At 66.3% G+C, this 21,540-nt stretch carries 11 protein-coding genes; 6 read left to right on the forward strand and 5 right to left on the reverse strand.

What is annotated here, in order from left to right:
* Positions 1 to 68 precede the first annotated feature (68 nt).
* Together WJ542_RS03900 and WJ542_RS03905 are read left to right on the forward strand one after the other, a co-directional pair.
* Positions 69 to 494: a F0F1 ATP synthase subunit epsilon gene (locus WJ542_RS03900; RefSeq protein ID WP_027793064.1), complete on the forward strand. Its 426-nt coding sequence runs from the start codon at positions 69 to 71 to the stop codon at positions 492 to 494.
* Positions 495 to 778: 284 nt separating this feature from the next.
* A complete protein-coding gene (locus WJ542_RS03905; RefSeq protein ID WP_411188015.1) occupies positions 779 to 2,521 on the forward strand; it encodes an AMP-binding protein in 1,743 nt (580 codons plus the stop codon).
* A 756-nt stretch (positions 2,522 to 3,277) separates the two neighbouring features.
* On the opposite strand, the gene WJ542_RS03910 is transcribed toward WJ542_RS03905, so the two are convergent.
* Positions 3,278 to 4,045 (reverse strand): transporter substrate-binding domain-containing protein, encoded by a 768-nt coding sequence (locus WJ542_RS03910; RefSeq protein WP_411190468.1) that lies wholly within the window; start codon positions 4,043 to 4,045, stop codon positions 3,278 to 3,280.
* 241 nt (positions 4,046 to 4,286) lie between these two features.
* On the opposite strand from WJ542_RS03910, the gene hemE reads away from it, so the two are divergent.
* The 4 genes from hemE (at position 4,287) to WJ542_RS03930 (ending at position 13,785) form a co-directional block, all read left to right on the forward strand.
* A complete protein-coding gene (gene hemE, locus WJ542_RS03915) occupies positions 4,287 to 5,378 on the forward strand; it encodes a uroporphyrinogen decarboxylase (protein ID WP_411188017.1) in 1,092 nt (363 codons plus the stop codon).
* A gap of 478 nt (positions 5,379 to 5,856) precedes the next feature.
* Positions 5,857 to 8,145, forward strand: a complete 2,289-nt coding sequence (locus tag WJ542_RS03920; RefSeq protein ID WP_411188019.1) for a primosomal protein N' — start codon at positions 5,857 to 5,859, stop codon at positions 8,143 to 8,145.
* 434 nt (positions 8,146 to 8,579) lie between these two features.
* Entirely contained in the window at positions 8,580 to 12,536 is a 3,957-nt protein-coding gene (gene putA / locus WJ542_RS03925; RefSeq protein WP_411188021.1) for a trifunctional transcriptional regulator/proline dehydrogenase/L-glutamate gamma-semialdehyde dehydrogenase, read from the forward strand.
* Between the two features lie 100 nt (positions 12,537 to 12,636).
* Positions 12,637 to 13,785 (forward strand): branched-chain amino acid ABC transporter substrate-binding protein, encoded by a 1,149-nt coding sequence (locus WJ542_RS03930; protein ID WP_411188023.1) that lies wholly within the window; start codon positions 12,637 to 12,639, stop codon positions 13,783 to 13,785.
* Between the two features lie 157 nt (positions 13,786 to 13,942).
* Here WJ542_RS03930 and WJ542_RS03935 read toward each other — a convergent pair whose 3' ends face one another.
* The 4 genes from WJ542_RS03935 to gcvP form a co-directional block, all read right to left on the reverse strand.
* Positions 13,943 to 15,655, reverse strand: a complete 1,713-nt coding sequence (locus tag WJ542_RS03935) for a thiamine pyrophosphate-binding protein (RefSeq protein WP_411190470.1) — start codon at positions 15,653 to 15,655, stop codon at positions 13,943 to 13,945.
* 55 nt (positions 15,656 to 15,710) lie between these two features.
* Entirely contained in the window at positions 15,711 to 17,099 is a 1,389-nt protein-coding gene (locus WJ542_RS03940) for an L-serine ammonia-lyase (RefSeq protein ID WP_411188025.1), read from the reverse strand.
* Positions 17,100 to 17,190: 91 nt separating this feature from the next.
* Positions 17,191 to 18,246 (reverse strand): alginate lyase family protein, encoded by a 1,056-nt coding sequence (locus tag WJ542_RS03945; RefSeq protein ID WP_411188027.1) that lies wholly within the window; start codon positions 18,244 to 18,246, stop codon positions 17,191 to 17,193.
* A 250-nt stretch (positions 18,247 to 18,496) separates the two neighbouring features.
* Positions 18,497 to 21,472 carry an aminomethyl-transferring glycine dehydrogenase gene (gene gcvP, locus WJ542_RS03950; RefSeq protein WP_411188029.1) on the reverse strand — a complete coding sequence of 992 codons (2,976 nt, stop codon included), beginning with the start codon at positions 21,470 to 21,472 and terminating at the stop codon, positions 18,497 to 18,499.
* Positions 21,473 to 21,540 lie beyond the last annotated feature (68 nt).

Consider the following 21,540-nt stretch of genomic DNA (forward strand, 5'->3'; position numbering starts at 1 on the left):
GGGGCGCGGTGCTTCGTTCGCGAGGCGCCACGCCCACGCAACTTACTCAGGATCAGGAGTCGACATATATGGCAGCAACCATCAAGGTAGACGTCGTCAGCGCCGAAGAGAGCATCTTCGCGGGCCGGGCGAAGTTCATCGCGCTACCGGGCGAGGCGGGCGAGTTGGGCATTCTGCCGGGTCATACGCCGCTCATCACGCGTATCCGTCCGGGTGCCGTGCGCATCGTCGCTGAAAACGACGAGGAAGAGTTCGTGTTCGTCGCCGGTGGCATTCTCGAAATCCAGCCGGGCGTCGTGACGGTGCTGGCCGACACGGCGATCCGCGGCGCGGATCTCGACGAAGCGAAGGCCGACGAAGCGCGTAAGCGCGCTGAAGAGGTACTGCAGAACGCCGGCTCGAACCTCGAGTACGCGACGGCGCAGGCTGAACTGGCCTACGCGGTGGCGCAGCTCGCGGCGATCCAGCGCCTGCGCAAGATGAACCAGCATTGAGCTGGCGTACGCGCGCATCAGGCTGGTGCCATCAGGTACCGCGTAGTGCGAAGTGAAATGGGCTCCCAACGGGGCCCATTTTTTTTGCTCGTACTCCCCACTTGACGTTTACGGAAAGGTAATGCGAAATCATGCCTTCGGGAGCGGCGAGGGTGCGTGCCTCGGGACCCGGACGCAGCGTATGCGCTGCGGGTAAAACTTGATGCCGGCGCCTGCGGGCCCGGCGCACAATGTTTTTCAAACGGATTTCAATCGGGATCGAGACTCCCGGGGAGACGGCCATCATGGCAATCGACGCACCCGATGCGCGCGAAGCGCTCATCGCGCCGAAAGACGGGCTTTCCTATGTACGCGGCACGACCGCCGTACCGCTTTCCAATGCCACCCTCGGGGCCTTTCTGCAGGACACCGCGGCGCGGGTACCGGAGCGGCCCGCGGTCGTGTTTCGCGAGCAGGGCATCCGCTGGAACTGGCGTGAATTTGCCGAAGAGGTCGACGTGCTCGCTGCGGGTTTGCTCGCGATCGGCATTCGTAAGGGCGACCGTGTCGGCATCTGGTCGCCCAACCGCGTCGAGTGGCTTCTCACCCAGTTCGCCACCGCGCGCGTTGGCGCCGTGCTCGTCAACATCAATCCGGCTTACCGCCTGGCCGAGCTCGAATACGCGCTGAACAAGGTGGGCTGCAAGGCGATTGTCGCCGCCGAGAGCTTCAAGACATCGAAGTACCTCGACATGCTGCAAACGCTTGCGCCCGAGCTCGCGAGCGCGACCCCGGGCGATCTGCATGCGGCGAAGCTGCCGGAACTGCGCGCGGTGATCCGCATGGGCGACACCGAAACGCCGGGGATGCTGAATTTTAGCGAATTGATCGAAGACGGCCGCGAGCGGCTCGAACGGGGTGGCAAGGTCGAGCTCGATGCGATCGGCGCCACGCTGAATGCCGACGATCCCATCAACATCCAGTTCACGAGCGGTACGACCGGCAATCCGAAGGGCGCGACGCTCACGCATCGCAACGTTGTGAATAACGGCCGCTTCATCGCCATGGCGATGCGTCTTACCGAGGCGGATTCGCTTTGCATCCCGGTGCCGCTCTATCACTGCTTCGGCATGGTGCTCGCGGTGCTCGCCTGCGTTTCGGTGGGGGCGAACATGGTGTTCCCCGGCGAAGCGTTCGATCCGCGCGCGACGCTCGAAGCCGTTTCAGAGGAGCAATGCACGGCCCTGCATGGCGTTCCCACGATGTTCATTGCCGAACTCGATCACCCGGACTTTGCGCGCTTCGACCTCTCGCGCCTGCGCACCGGCATCATGGCCGGCTCGCCTTGCCCGATCGAGACAATGAAGCGCGTGGTCTCGCAAATGCATCTGGCGGAGATCACGATCGCTTACGGCATGACGGAGACGAGCCCGGTGTCGTTCCAGAGTTCGACCACGGATCCGCTCGACAAGCGCACGACGACGGTGGGGCAGATCCAGCCTCATCTCGAGGTGAAGATCGTGGATCCGTTCGGTAGCGTCGTGCCCGTCGGCGAGACGGGCGAGCTGTGCACGAAGGGTTATTCGGTGATGCTCGGCTACTGGGGCGACGAGGCGAAGACGGCCGAAGCGATCGTCGACGGCTGGATGCACACGGGGGATCTGGCGACGCTCGACGCCGACGGTTATTGCAACATCGTCGGGCGTCTGAAAGACATGCTGATTCGCGGCGGGGAAAACATCTATCCACGCGAGATCGAAGAATTCCTGTTTCGGCATCCGAAGGTGCAAACCGTGCAGGTGTTCGGCGTGCCCGACGCGAAATACGGCGAGGAGGTATGTGCCTGGATCGTGCTGCGTTCGGGCGAAGCGGTCAGCGCCGAAGAGATTCAGGCATTCTGCCAGGGGCAGATTGCGCACTACAAGATCCCGAAGTACATCCGCTTCGTGGACGAGTTGCCGATGACCGTGACGGGCAAGGCGCAGAAGTTCGTGATGCGCGCACGCATGATCGAAGAGCTGAAACTCGACGAGCAGAAGACGGCGTGAGCGCCCGCCATATCAATTTGCGACACATGGCCCGCGTTAAAATAGCGAGCCGCGTAGCGGGCCATTGTGTGGCAATGATCGGGAAACCGAAGGATGGGTAACGAACGGAAGCCGTCGGCAACACGCGTCGATCCGGAATGGATGAGAAAAGCGCAGACGAAAAAAAAGCGGGCCTGGAGCCCGCTAAAAACCACACGCTACGGGGTTAGCGCGAGGAGACCAAAGAAGGAGCCGGATAGCTACGTACCGCTGGTGTAACGCCGGTACGGCTCCAACAAGGATGCCCCTTGGAAGGGCTTCGGCAAACTGCCGACCGGCTGGTGGTTCATGTCCGCTCACACTGACACCAAGCCACATCCGTGTTGAAACCGTTGAAGGCATTGTGGGCGAATTGATGGGGGTTCGCGGTAACAAAGTGTTTCAGGTTGTAACGCCCGCCAGGTAAGGCTTCGAGGGATTTTTTGCCATCCTGAATGTTTTTTCGAAGTCATTTTTACCGGCGTGTAGTGTGGCGCACAGACACTCAAATGGGCCGTCGATCTCCTGAATTCACGGTGCATAGACAAACGTCCGTCCCGTGGACATTTGGATGCATTGATCTAAGCAAAGCATGCATGCCATGCACGGATGCGAACCGCATCGCCGTCTTTCGACAACTTTCCATCGACTCGGCACACGCCGTGCTCTGCAATGGTCCGTTGCAACTCTTCGTGCGATTTAATGCCCGGTGAGTCGCGCATCAGAGGGCAAAGCGGCTTACTTGAGCCACTTGTCGTAGATAACCTGGTATTCGCCGCTCGCGCGCAGCAGATGCAGCCACTGATCGACGTACTGCTGGAAGATCACGTCGCCGCGCGGCACCATCCATGCCTTTTCGCCGTACTGGAACGGCTGGTCCGGATGCACGGAGCACAGTCCCGGATTCAGCTTTTGCTGCAGCAATGTCTCCGATGCGTCGGTGACCATCACGTCGGCCTTGCCCGCCAGGATCTGCTTGAAGATCGTCACGTTGTCCGGGTAGACCGTCAGCGTCGCATGCGGGAAGAACTGCCGTGCGAAGCGCTCGTTCGTGCCGCCAGGGTTCACGATCACGCGCGTCGACGCCTGGTCGATCTGCGCCACCGTCTGATACCTGGCAACGTCGCCGCAGCGGACGATCGGTGTCTTGCCGTCCACCTGATACGGCTCGGTGAAGAAGGCGCGCTTCTGGCGTTCGAGCGAGGTCGAAACGCCGCCCACTGCCACGTCGCACTTCGCGAGAAAGTCGCTCGTCAGGTTAGACCACGTTGTCCTGACGAACTCGGTTTTCACACCCAGCGATTTCGCCAGCGACTCCGTCATGTCGATGTCGATGCCTTCGAACGCGCCGTCCGGCCGATAGTACGAATAAGGCTTGTAGTCGCCGGTCGTGCAGGCGCGCAGCGTGCCGCGCGCGATCACTTCGTCGAGCCGGGAGGGCGCGGCGGCGCTTTGCGCCCATGCGGGCACGGCGCAGGCGTTGGTGCAAAGGAGGGTGAACGTCACGAACGTGCGGATAACGGCTCCTTTCTTCTTCACGGAGTCTCCTCGATAGCAATAGGGCGAATGGCCAGCGGGTTCGGAAAGCCGCTCGATGATAGCCCGCGCGTGCGCCACGGGTAAGCGTTGGCCGATCCGAGCGCGCCGGTGTCCCGGTTATGCCGCCCATCACCGCCATCCCGGCACGGCCGCTCCGGTAAAATGACCGCTTGCTCCTGAATCCTGAAGCGCACCAGCGCCCCCGCCCGTGGCTCATACCCTTCTGAACGACACCTTTCTGCGCGCGCTGTTGCGGCAGCCGACCGAGTACACACCGATCTGGCTGATGCGCCAGGCGGGCCGTTATCTGCCGGAGTACAACGCCACGCGCAGCCGCGCCGGCAGTTTTCTGGGCCTCGCCAAGAACCCGGACTACGCAACCGAAGTCACGCTGCAGCCGCTCGAACGCTTTCCGCTCGACGCCGCCATCCTGTTTTCCGACATCCTGACGATTCCCGACGCGATGGGCCTCGGCCTCGACTTCCAGGCGGGCGAGGGGCCGAAGTTCGCGCATCCGGTGCGAACGGAAGCCGATGTCGCGAAGCTCGCGGTGCCGGACATCGGCGCGACGCTCGGCTATGTCACGGACGCCGTGCGCGAGATCCGCCGAGCGCTCACCGACGCACAGGGGCGCCAGCGCGTGCCGCTGATCGGCTTTTCGGGCAGCCCGTGGACGCTCGCGTGCTACATGGTCGAAGGCGGCGGTTCGGACGACTTCCGCACGGTCAAGTCGATGCTGTACGCGAGGCCCGATCTGATGCAGCGCATTCTCGAAGTGAATGCGCAGGCGGTCGCCGCTTATCTGAATGCGCAGATCGAGGCAGGCGCACAGGCCGTCATGATCTTCGACACCTGGGGCGGTGCATTGGCGGACGGCACCTACCAGCGTTTCTCGCTGAACTACATCGCTCAGGTGGTGGCGGCGCTCAAGCGCGAGCATGACGGCGAGCGCGTGCCCGTCATCACGTTCACGAAGGGAGGCGGTCTCTGGCTGGACGAGATTGCGGCGACCGGCGTGGATGCCGTCGGTGTCGACTGGACGGTGAATCTCGGCCGCGCGCGCGAACGCGTGGGCGGGCGCGTCGCGTTACAGGGCAATCTCGATCCGACGGTGCTGTTTGCTCCGCCCGCGGCGATACGCGAGCAGGCGCGCGCAGTCCTCGACAGCTTCGGCCCCCATCCGGGCCACGTCTTCAATCTCGGCCACGGCATTTCGCAATTCACGCCGCCCGAGCATGTCGCCGAACTGGTGGACGAGGTGCATCGTCATAGCCGGACGATTCATACTGGCGCGCATTGACCGTGTATTGACCACGCATTGACCATGGATTGGCCGATTTATTGCCACGGATTCGGTGCGGCGAATTTGATGCAGCGCAATGTACTGGGCTCTGGGCGTCAGGGTGCGGATGGGCCTAAACGGCCAGCGGGAAGCGCTTCCGCCGAAGTCAAGACTTGACTTATGCACACTTTTCTCGTTGCGGCGCGCAAGAGGTAGAAATTGCCGCAGCCGCGCATCCTGACCAGCATCTGGACAATCAGACCCTTGACAGACAAGGCTTTCGCCGCTCCACGGCGATTTGTGCGCTGTCCCACGTAATGGCCCGGCGACGGCCTTTCCGGTGTGCGAGCGGTGAGTTCTCAACAAAGTTATCCACAGGCACAGGGATGAGGGCATGATTGTTCTGCGGAATCCAAAACTTAGCGCTGAATGTGAAGTTTTACTTTAAGTGCGGCCGAATATGCGGTGGCGCACAGATAGCTCTTGGGAGAAACCCGTGACGGCCCGCTTCGTGCGCGTGGCGCTCGATCATCCGTTGCAGGTGCTCTACGACTATCGCTATCCCGAACACGCCCCCGAGCCGCAGCCGGGCATGCTGGTGCGCGTGCCGTTCGGCCGCCGCGACGTCGTGGGTCTCGTCTGTGAAGTGAGCGCTCACAGCGAGGTTCCGCCCGAGAAGCTCCGCGACGTCGGTGCCGTGTGTGCCGCCTGTCCGCCGCTTTCCGCGCCGTGGATCGAGCTGGCGGAGTTCGCTGCCGATTATTACCAGCGTGGGTTGGGCGAGGTCGCGCTACCCGCGTTGCCGCAGGCGTTGCGTGATCCTTCGCGCTGGGACCGCCTGCTGGCGCCGGAGGAGCGCTACCGGCTGCTGCCGGCGGGCCGCGAGGCGCTGCCCGAGGCGCTGCCAGCACGGGCGCAGGCGTTACGGCGGCTGGCGCAGGCGCTCGCCGAACGGGGCGAGCTCGACTTTGCCGATGCACGCGCGCTTCACCCGAAGGCCGCGGCGGCGCTGGAAGGCTGGCGCGAGGCGGGCTGGGTGGAATACGAGCGCGTCGAGTTCGGCATGCGGTCCGCCGGGGGCGCTGCGGTCGCTGCCGTCGATCGAGACCGTACGGCCAGCGTCGCCGCCGAACTGGCCGTACCGGTTCCGACGCTCAGCGACGAGCAGTCGGAGGCCGTCGAAGCGATCGCGGCCGCCCGTGGCTTCACGCCGTTTTTGCTGTTCGGCGTGACGGGCAGCGGCAAAACCGAGGTCTACCTGCGCGCGCTCGCGGCGCTGCTCGAACGCGAGCCCGCCGCCCAGGCGCTCGTGCTCGTCCCCGAGATCAATCTCACGCCGCAGTTCGAGGCGGCATTCCGCACGCGCTTCGCGGCCACGCTCGCCGACGACGCCATCGTCACGCTCCACAGCGGTCTGGCCGAAGGCGAGCGCGCGCGCAACTGGCTCGCCGCGCATGCGGGCCGCGCGCGCATCGTGCTCGGCACGCGCCTCGCGGTGCTGGCTTCGCTGCCGCGTCTCGCGATGGTGGTCGTGGACGAGGAGCACGAGCCCGCCTACAAGCAGCAGGAGGGCCTGCGCTACTCGGCGCGCGACCTCGCCGTATGGCGCGCGAAGCAGCTTGGCGTGCCGGTGGTGCTCGGCTCGGCGACCCCGTCGCTGGAAAGCTGGTGGCAGGCGGAGCGGGGCCGCTATACGCGCCTGACGCTCGCGCGGCGCGCGGTGGCCGACGCTGCGTTGCCCGCCGTGCGCCTGATCGATCTGGAAGAGGAACGGCGGCGCGGGAGAGCGTCGTTCGAAGGGCTCTCGGGGCCGCTGGTCGCAGCCATGAAGGCGCGGCTCGAGCGCGGCGAGCAAAGTCTCGTATTCCTGAACCGGCGCGGCTATGCCCCGGTGCTCTCGTGCGACGCCTGCGGCTGGGTTGCCGGCTGTCCGCGCTGCAGCGCCTACGTCGTGCTGCACAAGCCCGAGCACGCGCTGCGCTGCCACCACTGCGGCTGGGAGTCGCGCATCCCGCGTTCGTGCCCGGAGTGCGGCAACGTCGACATCGCGCCGATGGGGCGCGGCACGCAACGCATCGAGGAAGCACTGGCGAGCGCGGTGCCGGGCGCGCGGGTGCTGCGCATCGACGCCGACAGCACGCGCCGCAAGGGCAGCGCGCAGGCGCTCTTGTCGGACGTGCATGCGGGCGACGTCGACATCCTCGTCGGCACGCAGATGATCGCGAAGGGGCACGACTTCCAGCGCGTTTCCCTGGTGGGCGTGCTGAACGCCGACAATGCGCTTTTCTCGCACGACTTCCGCGCGAGCGAGCGCCTCTTCGCCCAGCTCATGCAGGTGAGCGGCCGCGCCGGCCGCGGGGGCTTGCCCGGCGAGGTGCTGGTGCAGACGCGCTATCCGCGCCATGCGCTTTATCACGCGCTGGCGCGTCATGACTACGTGGGATTTGCGAACGCGCAGCTCGCGGAACGGCGCGACGCGCACCTGCCGCCGTTCGTCTACCAGGCGCTGCTGCGTGCCGAGGGCCGCACGCTGGAGGCGGCGCTTGCATTTCTCGGCGAGGCCGCCGGCGCGCTGTCCGCCATCCCGGACGCGGAACGCGTGACCATCTACGATGCCGTGCCGATGACCATCGTGAAGGTCATGAACGTCCACCGTGCGCAACTGCTCGTCGAGAGCCAGTCGCGCGCGGCGCTTCAGGCCACGCTGCGCGCATGGCTACCGGTGCTGAGGTCGCTGCGCGGCGTCCTGCGCTGGAATCTGGAAGTCGATCCGCTCGATATCTAGCCGCGGTGCCTGGCGCGAGCGCGTCTATCGCTTTCTTTCATATCGCACTCGCTGCATTGCAGGCGCCGACGCGCCTCGAATGAACAGCACTGCGCAAAACGCACACATGATCCAGATTCCCGCCACCACCATGAACTTTTCCATTCCAGGCCTCAACGCTTCCAGTACTTGTTGCTTTCCCCCGTCTTGCTACCTGTATAACGGCGGGAATGCGTTTCGGTGAAGGGCGTCAAAAAAAGTTTGGGTCAGGGAAAATACTGAGTACTACCGGCTTGCCCCGGCTGGCGGGCATTTGCCGCAAACCCAGGCGCTACAAGGGATCGCGAGCGGTGCAACCATCTCTTTGGATGGTTGCACCTTTTTATTTGGAAGGTTACGATGCGCCAACTTTTTGGTCATTGGCCGGTGCGGGTCAGCCGGCAAACGAAGGAATCATGGCTAGCACCACTCTTGGCGTCAAAGTCGACGACCTCCTGCGCTCCCGTCTGAAAGACGCCGCCACGCGCCTCGAGCGCACGCCCCACTGGCTCATCAAGCAAGCCATCTTCGCCTACCTCGAAAAGATCGAGCACGGTCAACTGCCGCCCGAGCTGAACGGGCACGTGGGCGCCACCGATCTGGCGGACGGCGCCACCACCGACGCCGAAGACGACGCGGCGTCGCACCCGTTCCTCGAATTCGCGCAAAACGTGCAACCGCAGTCGGTGCTGCGCGCGGCGATTACGGCCGCGTACCGCCGTCCCGAGCCGGAATGCGTGCCGTTCCTGATCGGCGAGGCGCGTCTGCCCGCCAATCTCACGGGCGACGTCACGAAGCTCGCCACGCGCCTCGTCGAGACGCTGCGCGCGAAGCGCACGGGCGGCGGCGTAGAAGGGCTAATCCACGAGTTCTCACTGTCCAGCCAGGAAGGCGTGGCGCTCATGTGTCTGGCCGAAGCGCTCCTGCGCATTCCCGACCGCGCCACGCGCGACGCGCTGATCCGCGACAAGATCAGCAAGGGCGACTGGAAATCCCACGTGGGCCACGCGCCGTCGCTGTTCGTGAACGCGGCCACCTGGGGCCTCATGATCACCGGCAAGCTTGTCACGACGAACAGCGAGACAGGCCTTTCGTCGGCGCTCACGCGCATGATCGGCAAGGGCGGCGAGCCGCTGATCCGCAAGGGCGTGGACATGGCGATGCGCCTGATGGGCGAGCAGTTCGTCACGGGCGAGAACATCTCCGAGGCGCTCGCCAACAGCCGCAAGTACGAGGCGCGCGGCTTCCGCTACTCGTACGACATGCTCGGCGAAGCGGCCACGACCGAAGCCGACGCGCAGCGCTACTACGCTTCCTATGAGCAGGCGATCCACGCGATAGGCAAGGCGGCGGGCGGCCGCGGCATCTACGAAGGCCCGGGCATTTCGATCAAGCTCTCGGCACTGCATGCCCGCTACTCGCGCGCGCAGCAGGAACGCACGATGAGCGAGCTGCTGCCGCGCGTGCGTGCGCTCGCCGTGCTCGCGCGCCGCTACGACATCGGTCTGAACATCGACGCCGAAGAAGCCGACCGCCTCGAAATTTCGCTCGACCTGCTCGAAGCGCTGTGCTTCGATCCCGAGCTGGCGGGCTGGAACGGCATCGGCTTCGTGGTGCAGGCGTACCAGAAGCGCTGCCCGTTCGTGATCGACTACATCGTCGATCTCGCGCGCCGCAGCCGTCACCGCATCATGGTGCGCCTCGTGAAAGGCGCGTACTGGGACACGGAAATCAAGCGCGCCCAGGTGGACGGCCTCGAAGGCTATCCGGTCTACACGCGCAAGATCTACACCGACGTTTCGTACCTCGCGTGCGCGAAGAAGCTGCTCGGCGCGCCCGACGCCGTGTATCCGCAATTCGCCACGCACAACGCGCACACGCTGTCGGCGATCTATCACCTTGCAGGCAACAACTACTATCCCGGCCAGTACGAGTTCCAGTGCCTGCACGGCATGGGCGAGCCGCTCTACGAAGAGGTCACGGGGCCGCTTGCGGCCGGCAAGCTCAACCGTCCGTGCCGCGTCTACGCGCCGGTCGGCACGCACGAGACGCTGCTCGCGTACCTCGTGCGCCGCCTGCTGGAGAACGGCGCGAACACGTCGTTCGTGAACCGCATTGCCGACGAAACGGTGCCGGTGAGCGAGCTCGTGGCGAACCCCGTCGACGAAGCCGCCAGAGTCGTGCCGCCCGGCGCGCCGCACACGAAGATCCCGCTGCCGCGCGATCTCTACGGCGGCGAGCGCCTCAATTCGATGGGCCTCGATCTTTCGAACGAGCATCGCCTTGCGTCGCTCTCTTCGGCGCTGCTCGCGAGCGCGCATCATCACTGGCGCGCGATGCCCATGCTCGAAGGCAACGAGATTGCCGTGGGCGAGGCGCGCGAAGTGCGCAACCCGGCCGATCATCGCGACCTCGTGGGCACCGTGGTCGAGGCGACGCCGGCGCACGTGAGCGCCGCGCTCGCGCACGCCGTGGCCGCCGCGCCGATCTGGCAGGCCACGCCCGCGGAGGAGCGCGCGGACTGTCTCGCGCGCGCCGCCGACCTGCTCGAAGCGCAGATGCACACGCTCATGGGCCTGATCGTGCGCGAGGCGGGCAAGTCGCTGCCGAACGCCGTGTCGGAAATCCGCGAGGCCGTCGATTTTCTGCGCTACTACTCCACGCAGATCCGCGAGGAGTTCTCGAACGACACGCATCGCCCGCTCGGCCCCGTGGTCTGCATCAGCCCGTGGAACTTCCCGCTCGCGATCTTCATGGGCCAGGTGGCCGCGGCGCTGGCCGCCGGCAACACGGTGCTCGCGAAGCCCGCCGAGCAGACGCCGCTGATCGCCGCCCAGGCCGTGCGCATTCTGCGCGAGGCCGGCGTGCCGGCCGGTGCCGTGCAACTGCTGCCGGGCGACGGCGAGACCGTGGGCGCGGCGCTCGTTGCCGATGCACGCACGAGCGCCGTGATGTTCACGGGCTCGACCGAAGTCGCGCGCCTCATCAACAAGAAGCTCGCGGAGCGCCTCGATTCCGACGGCCGCCCGATCCCGCTGATAGCCGAAACCGGCGGCCAGAACGCGATGATCGTCGATTCGTCGGCGCTCGCGGAGCAGGTGGTGGCCGACGTGCTGCAAAGCGCGTTCGATTCGGCGGGCCAGCGCTGCTCGGCGCTGCGCGTGCTGTGCCTGCAGGACGACGTGGCGGAACGCACGCTCGAAATGCTCACAGGCGCGATGAAGGAGCTTTCGATTGGCAATCCTGATCGTCTCTCGGCCGACGTCGGCCCCGTGATCGACATGGAGGCGCGGCGCGGCATCGACGGGCATATCGCCGCGATGCGCGAAAAGGGCCGCAAGGTCACGCAGATGCCGCTGCCCGAAGGCTGCGCCGCGGGCACCTTCGTGCCGCCGACGCTCATCGAGATCGACAGCCTGGACGAGCTCAAGCGCGAAGTGTTCGGCCCGGTCCTGCACGTGATCCGCTATCGCCGCAGCCAGCTCGACCGTCTGCTCGAACAGATTCGCGCCACCGGTTATGGGCTCACGCTCGGGATCCATACGCGCATCGACGAAACCATCGCGCACGTGGTCGGCCGCGCGCATGTGGGCAACATCTACGTGAACCGCAACGTGATCGGCGCTGTGGTGGGCGTGCAGCCGTTCGGCGGCGAAGGCCTTTCGGGCACCGGTCCGAAGGCGGGCGGCGCGCTCTATCTCTCGCGTCTGCTGGCCAAGCGTCCGGCCGGTCTGCCGCAGTCGCTCGTCCGCTCGCTGGTGGTCGACGCGCCGCAAAGCGAGAGCGGCGAGCGTCCGCAGTCGGCGCCGCAGTCCGCACATTCGGCGCTCGCCGCGCTGCGCGACTGGCTCATCGCCGAGCGCGAGCCGGCACTGGCCGCCCGCTGCGACGGCTACCTCGAATACGTGCTGGCGGGAGCGACCGCCGTGCTGCCGGGGCCGACGGGCGAGCGCAACACCTACACGCTTTCGGCGCGCGGCACGGTGCTGTGCGTGCCTTCCACGGCGACGGGCGCCCGCGCGCAGCTCGCCGTGGTGCTGGCGACGGGCAACCGTGCGCTCTTCGCGGGCGCGGCGGGCGAGGCGCTCGCGAATGCGCTGCCGGCGTCGCTCAAAGCGCATGTGGGAGTACAAAAGGGTGCCGACGCGCAGTACGATGCCGTCCTCTTCGAAGGCGACAGCGACGAACTGCTCGCCCTCGTGAAGGAAGTGGCCAAGCGTGGCGGGCCGATCGTTTCGGTGCAGGGCGTCGCGGCCCACGCGCTGGCGAACGGCGACGAAGACTACGCCCTCGAGCGTCTCCTCACGGAGCGTTCGGTGAGCGTGAACACGGCCGCGGCGGGCGGCAATGCAAATCTGATGACGATCGGTTAAGCAGAGATCGCTATACTCTGCATCGGTCGTCACAGGACAAGGAAGCGGCAAAGCCTTGGGCCCAAGCCGCTCCATCCATACCTGGTACCAAGGAGAAGCTATGCAACACACCATGAAGCAGCTGGCAGGCGCCGCGATCGTCGCGGGCATGTCGCTGGCGGGGACCGCGCACGCGCAGCAAGTCGAGGACGTGAAGATCGGTTTCGCCGGCCCGATGACGGGCGCCCAAGCCCACTACGGCAAGGACTTCCAGAACGGCATCGTGCTCGCCGTGGAAGACATGAACGCCACGAAGCCCGTGATCGGCGGTAAGGCGGTCCATTTCGTGCTGGATTCGGCCGATGACCAGGCCGACCCGCGCACCGGCACGACCGTCGCGCAGAAGCTCGTCGACGACGGCATCAAGGGCATGCTCGGCCACTTCAACTCGGGTACGACGATTCCCGCTTCGCGCATCTACGCGAACGCCGGCATTCCCGAAATCGCCATGGCCACGGCGCCGGAGTACACGCAGCAAGGTTTCAACACCACGTTCCGCATGATGACCTCGGACACGCAGCAGGGTTCGGTGGCCGGCACGTTCGCGGTGAAGAACCTCGGCATGAAGAAGATCGCCGTGGTTGACGATCGCACGGCCTACGGCCAGGGTCTTGCCGACCAGTTCTCGAAGGCGGCGAAGGCGTCGGGCGGCACGATCATCGACCGCGAGTACACGAACGACAAGGCCGTGGACTTCAAGTCGATCCTGACCAAGATCAAGGCCGAGAACCCGGACCTGATCTATTACGGTGGCGCCGACGCGCAAGCCGCGCCGATGGTCAAGCAGATGAAGTCGCTTGGCATCAAGGCCCCGCTGATGGGCGGCGAGATGGTTCACACGCCGACCTTCCTGCAAATCGCGGGCGACGCCGCGAATGGCACGGTGGCATCGCTCGCGGGCCTGCCGCTCGACCAAATGCCGGGCGGCAACGCTTACGTCGAGAAGTACAAGAAGCGCTTTGGCGAGGACGTCCAGACCTACTCGCCGTATGCGTATGACGGCGCGATGGCGATGTTCGCGGCAATGAAGGCGGCGAATTCGACGGATCCGGCGAAGTACCTGCCGTACCTAGCGAAGACCAGCATGCCGGCCGTGACGACGAAGGATCTCGCGTACGACTCGCACGGCGACCTGAAGAACGGTGGCATCACGCTGTACAAGGTCGTGGACGGCAAGTGGACGACGCTGCAAAGCGTGGGCGGCAAGTAATGCGCCTCGCGGCGTGAAGCGCGGGCGGTTTTTGCCGTCTGCCTTTTGCGCCACTGGAAGTCATAAAAAAGCCCTGCAGGGATGTGTTCCTGCAGGGCTTTGTTTTGTCTGGCCGCAACCGTGGCCGTTCGTGGCCTCGAACCCAGATGAAGCGCGCCTAGCCTTGCGCCTTCAAGGCCGTCTCGCGAATTTGCTCAAGCGTCGCGGCGGGCGTGCTCGCATCCTTCGGAATGCGAATTTCGATCAGCGCCGGACCGCCCGCATTGAGGGCTCGCTCCAGCGCGGGCAGAAACGCACCCGTCGATTCGACCGTCTCGCCGTGCGCGCCGAACGATTTCGCGAAGGCCGCGAAATCCGGATTCGTGAGCTGCGTACCATGCACGCGCCCCGGATAGTGGCGCTCCTGATGCATGCGAATCGTGCCGTAATGCCCGTTGTTCACGACGATGAACACCACGGCGAGCCCGTACTGCATTGCGGTCGCGAGTTCTTGCGCGGACATCATGAAGCAGCCGTCCCCGGCGAGCGCGACCACCGTGCGCGACGGATAGAGCGACTTCGCGGCGATGGCAGCAGGCACGCCGTAGCCCATCGCGCCGCTCGTGGGCGCAAGCTGCGAGCGGAAGTGGCGGTACGCGTAGTGCCGGTGCAGCCACGTTGCGTAATTGCCCGCGCCGTTCGTGACGATCGCATCGTCGGGCAGACGCGCGCGCAACTGCTGCATCACTTCGCCCAACTGAACATCGCCAGGCATCGGGCGCGGCTCGCGCCACGCGAGATATGCGTGGTGGGCCTCTTCGGCGGCGCCGTCCCATACGGGCTGCGCCGGTGCTTCGAGCGCCGCGAGCATCGACACGATCTCGGGCAGGCCCGAAACGATCGGCAGATCGGCCGCATAGACGCGTCCCAGTTCCTCTGCGCCCTGGTGCACGTGGATCAGCGTCTGCTTCGTCTTCGGGATGTCGAGCAGCGCGTAGCCGCCTGTTGTCGCTTCGCCAAGACGTGGCCCGAGTACGAGCAGCACGTCCGCTTCGCGGATGCGCTGCCCAAGCGCCGGATTCACGCCGAGGCCCACGTCGCCCGCGTAGTTCGGGTGATCGTTGTTCAGCGTGTCCTGGAAGCGGAATGCGAGGCTGATGGGCAGGCGCCAGTTCTCGACGAAGCGCTGCAGATCGGCGCACGCAGCCGGCGTCCAGCCGTGGCCGCCCGCGATCACGAAGGGCTTCTTCGCATTCGCGAGCAGCGTGCGCAGCCGCTCGATCTGCGCGGCCGAAGGCGACGCCTGCACGCGCTGAGCGGCGGGTGCGACCGCTTGCGCCTGCGAGGCCGGGAACGGCTCGCTCAGCATGTCTTCGGGCAGCGCGAGCACAACCGGGCCGGGACGGCCCGACGTCGCGACGTGGAACGCGTGGCTCAGGTACTCGGGCACGCGGCGCGGATCGTCGATCTGCGCGACCCACTTTGCCATCTGGCCGAACATGCGCCGGTAGTCGATTTCCTGAAACGCTTCGCGGTCCATCTGCTCGCGTGCTACTTGACCGATCAGCAGGATCATCGGCGTCGAGTCCTGGAATGCCGTATGCACGCCGATCGACGCATGCGTCGCACCCGGTCCGCGCGTGACGAATGCGATGCCGGGCTTGCCGGTGAGCTTGCCGGCTGCCTCCGCCATATTGGCGGCGCCCGCTTCATGGCGGCACACGATCGTCTCGATCTGGCCGGTCACGTCGTGCAGCGCGTCGAGCACAGCGAGATAGCTTTCGCCGGGCACGCAGAACACGCGCGTCACATCGTTCGCGACGAGCGCGTCGACGAGCAGGCGCGCGCCCGTGGTGGTTGCGGAAGAAACGGTTTCGTTCGGCTGCGTCATCTCGATCATGTCTCCAGATGTGTGTCGCTATGAAAGGCGTGACGCGCGTAGCGCATCAGCACTCGACGATGTTCACCGCGAGTCCGCCGCGCGACGTCTCCTTGTACTTGGTCTTCATGTCGGCGCCGGTCTCGCGCATGGTCTTGATGACCGAGTCGAGCGAGACGTAATGGGCACCGTCGCCGCGCAGCGCCATGCGTGCGGCGTTCACGGCCTTCACCGAAGCCATGGCGTTGCGCTCGATGCAGGGGATTTGCACCATGCCGCCGACGGGGTCGCAGGTGAGGCCGAGGTTGTGTTCCATGCCGATTTCGGCGGCGTTCTCCACCTGCTGCGGCGTGCCGCCGAGGACGGCGGCGAGCGCGCCCGCGGCCATCGAGCACGCCACGCCCACTTCGCCTTGGCAACCGACTTCGGCGCCCGAGATCGAGGCATTGAGCTTGTAGAGGATGCCGATGGCGGCGGCCGTGAGCAGGAAGTCGATCACGCCCTGCTCGTTCGCGCCCGGCGTGAAGCGCACGTAGTAATGCAGCACGGCGGGGATGATGCCCGCGGCGCCATTGGTGGGTGCGGTGACGACGCGGCCGCCGGCCGCGTTCTCTTCGTTCACGGCGATCGCGTAGAGATTGATCCAGTCGATCATCGAGAGCGGGTCCTGCAGCGCGCGCTCGGGGTTGCCGGTGAGCGCGCGATAGAGCTGCGCGGCGCGGCGCTTCACGTTGAAGGGTCCCGGCAGCGTGCCGTCGGCGTCCGGATTGCCGATGCCGCAGCCGCGCGCCACGCACGACTGCATCACGCCCCAGATGCGCAGCAGGCCCGCGCGGATTTCTTCGTCGCTGCGCCAGACGCGCTCGTTTTCCAGCATCAGCTGCGCGACGCTCTTGCCGGTCGAGGCGCACAGTGCGAGCATCTCGGCGCCGGTGCGGAACATATGCGGCAGTTGCTCGACGGCGGCCAGCACCTTCGTGTTGGGGGCGCCGGCCGTCACGACGAAGCCGCCGCCCACGGACAGATACGTGCTCTCGCGCAGCGTCTCGCCGTTGGCGTCGAGCGCGCGCAGCTTCATGCCGTTCGGGTGCTCGGGCAGCGCCTGGCGATAGAACGCGATGTGCTCTTTCTGCACGAACGGGATCGTGTGGCGCCCGAGCAGCGCGAGCAGGCGCGAGGTGCGCACGGCTTCGAGACGCTCGACGATGGTGTCCGGGTCGACCGTGTCCGGGGCGTCGCCCATCAGGCCCAGCATTACGCCGCGGTCGGTGCCGTGGCCCTTGCCGGTCGCGCCAAGGGAGCCGTACAACTCGACCTTGACCGAGGCAGTGGACGCGAGCAGGCTGTCGCGCTCGAGTCCTTCGGCGAACATCAGCGCCGCGCGCATCGGTCCGACTGTGTGCGAACTGGACGGCCCGATGCCGATTTTGAAGAGATCGAAAACGCTGACTGCCATGATGAGTACTGCTCCTGCTTCAAAAGCTGAAAAACTGTTTCAAACGATCGCGCAATAACCGTGCGCGAGGCGCCGCGTCATCAACGCAACATCAACGCGCGGGCAGCGGCAGGCACACGGCTAGCCACGCGGGTGGCGTGGGCGCGAGCCTGAGCGCGATCGGCGTATAGCGGCCGTCCAGTCGGGCGGCCAGGTGATACAGCTCGGCGGCGTTCTGCGGGTCCCATGCGCCGGCATAGCCGGGCAGGCCCGCTTCGCGCCGCCGCGCGTCGAACGGCACCGTCGAGTGCACGAATTCCTCGTGGGTCTTCTCGCCGAGCGCATAGGGCGTGAGCCAGTCGAGCGCCTTCGCCAGCGTCGCGCCGTTGGCGGCCTTTTCCGGCAGCCAGTTGCGGTTGTGGCGGCGCGCGGCGAGCGCGGCCGTCACGAGCGGCTGCAGGTCGTAGGTCACGTAGTGCAGCGCGTCGCGCTCGCCGAAGTCGAGCGTCGAGCCGTCGGGCGCGACGTTGTCGCCGATGTGCTCGACGAACAGGCGCTGCGCCGCCGCGATCATCTTGCGGTTGTCGAGCGTGAACGCGATCATCGCAATCAGTTTGACCCGATGACTCTGCCAGTTGTTCGCGAACGTGCCTTTCAGCGGCCGCGGCTGCGCGTCCACCTGCGCGATATAGCCGCTGCCCATGCGGTTCAGGAACGCCATCGTCGCGTTGCGCGTCTTCACGGAAAGCGCGCTCGCGGTCATGTCGTACGCGAGGATCAGCGCTTCGAAGTGCGTTTCGTCGATGGGGTTGAAGCTCGGCTGGTAGGTGGCGACCCAGGCGGCGAGGAAACGGTCGACGAGCTTCAGATAGCGGTCGTTGCTCGTGGCTCGCCACGCGAGCGCGGCGTCGCGCATGAGGTCGAGCTCTTTCTCCGCCTCCACGCTCTGGTCGTAGATGCCCTCGTGCGGCAGCGTGCCTTCGGTGTGCAGTTTCGCGAGCGGATGGGGCGCGTCGTTCACGTGCGCCTGCACTTCGGCCACCAGCGCCTTGACGCCGGGATCCGCGCTCGTGCGCTCGCTCGTCTGCAGCGCGGGGGCCGCGCAGAAGTTCATCGCGGCGTGTGCGGTGGAGGTGGCGGCAAGCCAGCAGCATGCCGCAGCCAGCATGGCGGCCAGCCTCACTGGCCTCGCCGGTGCGCAGCCGCGCACCGGCCGGGCCGAGATTCGGGTTGAGACCGGGGCAAAGACCCGGGTTGAGATCCCGATTGAGACCGTTAGCACCTTCCGCGCCATGCGGGACTCCCTGGTTCAAGGCTGACAGGTGTGTGATGGTAACGGTTTGCGGCGCCGAATGTGAGGGCGATGGCTGCCGCCGGCGTCAACTTCCCGCGACGCGCGGCGGCCGTCAAAGCGACGCTCAGGCCTCGTTGGCCTCTTGCGCGGCCTCTGCTGCTTCTGCGTCGCCGTACTCGGCGATCGGCACGCACGAGCAGAACAGGTTGCGGTCGCCATAGACGTTGTCCGCGCGGCCGACCGGCGGCCAGTACTTGCGCGCCACCAGCGAGCGCACCGGGTAGGCCGCCTGTTCGCGCGAGTAGGCGTGCTGCCAGTCGTCGGCGACCACCACGGCCGCGGTGTGCGGCGCGTGGCGCAGCGGGTTGTCTTCCTTGTCCGCGCGGCCGTCTTCCACGGCGCGGATTTCCTCGCGGATCGCGATCATGGCCTCGACGAAGCGGTCGAGTTCTTCCTTCGATTCCGATTCGGTCGGCTCGACCATCAGCGTCCCCGGCACCGGGAAGCTCATGGTCGGCGCGTGGAAGCCGTAGTCCATCAGGCGCTTGGCGACGTCGTCGACGGTGATGCCGCTCGCGTCCTTGATGGGGCGCAGGTCGAGAATGCACTCGTGCGCGACGAGCCCGCCCGGGCCGCTGTAGAGCACCGGAAAATGCGGCGCGAGCTGGTTCGCGACGTAGTTCGCGTTGAGGATCGCGGTTTCCGTGGCGGCCGTGAGGTTGGCCGCGCCCATCATGGCGATGTACATCCACGAGATCGGCAGGATCGAGGCCGAGCCGTAAGGCGCCGCGCTCACCGCGCCGATGCCGTTTTCATCGCGGCGGTAGCCCGTCGAAAGCTGGTTCGGCAGGAACTGCGCGAGGTGCGCGCCCACGGCGACCGGACCGACGCCCGGGCCGCCGCCGCCGTGCGGAATGCAGAAGGTCTTGTGCAGGTTCAGGTGCGAGACGTCGCCGCCGAACTGGCCCGGGGCCGCGAGGCCGACCATCGCGTTCATGTTCGCGCCGTCCACGTACACCTGGCCGCCGTGCGCGTGCACGATCTCGCAGACTTCGCGCACGTTCTCTTCGAACACGCCGTGCGTCGAGGGGTAGGTGATCATGATCGCCGCGAGCTTCGCGGCGTGCTGCCCAGCCTTGGCCTTCAGGTCGGCGAGATCGACGTTGCCCTTCGCGTCGCAGGCCACGACCACCACCTGCAGGCCGGCCATTTGCGCCGAAGCCGGGTTGGTGCCGTGCGCCGATGCGGGGATCAGGCAGACGTTGCGATGCGCTTCGCCGCGCGAGGCGTGGTACGCCTGGATGATGAGCAGACCCGCGTACTCGCCCTGCGAGCCGGCGTTCGGCTGCAGCGAGACGGCGGCGTAGCCCGTGGCGGCCACGAGCATCTGCTCGAGCTGATCGACCATCTCGCGATAGCCGACCGTCTGCTCGGCCGGCGCGAACGGATGGATGCGGCCGAATTCGGGCCACGTGACCGGCAGCATTTCCGAGGTCGCGTTGAGCTTCATCGTGCACGAGCCGAGCGGGATCATCGAACGGTCGAGCGCGAGGTCCTTGTCGGAGAGGCTGCGCAGGTAGCGCAGCATTTCCGTTTCCGAATGGTGGCGGTTGAATACCGGGTGCGTGAGGTACGCGCTTTCGCGTGCGAGCGCGGTCGGGAACGAAGTCGTGCCGGCCTTTGCCAGGGAAGCGTCGAGGGTATCGACCGAGGGCGTTTCGCTCGCGAACGCGGCTTGCGCGAACACGGCGAGCAGATCGGCGAGGTCGGCGCGCGTGGTGGTTTCATCCACCGACACGCCGACGCGCGTTTCGCTCACTCGGCGCAGGTTCATGCCGCGCGCGAGCGCCGCGTCGTGCAGCGCCTGGGTGCGGGCGCCCGATTCGAACGTGAGCGTGTCGAAGAACGATTCGTTCACGAGCGTGTAGCCCAGTTGCTTCGCGCCGGCGGCGAGGATGGCCGCGACGCGGTTCACGCGCAGCGCGATCGTCTTCAGGCCCTGCGGGCCGTGATAGACCGCGTACATGCTCGCCATGATCGCGAGCAGCGCCTGCGCCGTGCAGACGTTCGAGGTCGCCTTCTCGCGGCGGATGTGCTGTTCGCGCGTTTGCAGCGCGAGGCGCAGCGCCGGGTTGCCCTGCGCGTCGACGGTCACGCCGACGAGACGCCCCGGCATCTGGCGCTTGAAGTCGTCCTTCACCGCAAGATACGCGGCGTGCGGGCCGCCAAAGCCCATCGGCACGCCGAAGCGCTGCGAGTTGCCCACGGCCACGTCCGCGCCCCATTCGCCCGGCGGCACGAGCACGGTGAGCGCGAGCAGGTCGGCGGCGGCGATCACGGCGCCGCCCGTTGCGTGGATCGCGGCAGCGAGTTCGCGGTAATCGTGCACGTCGCCGTTCACGCCGGGGTATTGCAGCAGCACGCCAAAGGCGTTGGCCTGCGCGGCGTCAGCGGCCGGACCGACCTTCACCTCGATGCCGATCGGCTTCGCGCGCGTCTTCACGACTTCGAGCGTTTGCGGCAGCACGTCGTCGGCCACGTAGAACACGTTCGACTTCGACTTGCCGGTGCGCTGCACGAGCGTCATCGCCTCGGCGGCGGCCGTGGCCTCGTCGAGCAGCGACGCGTTCGAGATCGCGAGGCCCGTCAGGTCGGTGATCATCTGCTGGAAGTTCAGCAGGGCTTCGAGGCGGCCCTGCGAGATTTCCGGCTGGTACGGCGTGTACGCGGTGTACCACGCCGGGTTTTCGAGCACGTTGCGCAGGATGACGGCCGGCGTGTGCGTGTCGTAGTAGCCCTGCCCGATATAGGAGCGGAACACCTCGTTCTTGTCGGCGAGCGCGCGCAGGCCCGCGAGCGCCTCGGCTTCCGTGCGCGGCGCGCTGAACGGGCCGAGCGGCAGCGTTTCCTGGCGGCGGATCGCGGCTGGAATCACCGCTTCGATCAGCGCGGTGCGCGAGGCGAAGCCGAGCGTGCCGAGCATCGCCTGCTGGTCAGCCGTGTCGGGCCCGATGTGGCGGCCGGCGAAGGCTTCGTGCGTCTCGAGCGCCGCGAGGGTGAGAGAAGTGTTCATCAGACGATCCGGGTGTTCGAGCTTCATGGGCGTTCCTGCGGGCGCGGCGGCCGGGCTGGTACCGCCGCGCGGGTGCGTTGTGCTAAAGGCGCTGG

This window comes from Paraburkholderia yinzeri (assembly GCF_046581065.1).
Taxonomy (GTDB): Bacteria; Pseudomonadota; Gammaproteobacteria; order Burkholderiales; family Burkholderiaceae; genus Paraburkholderia.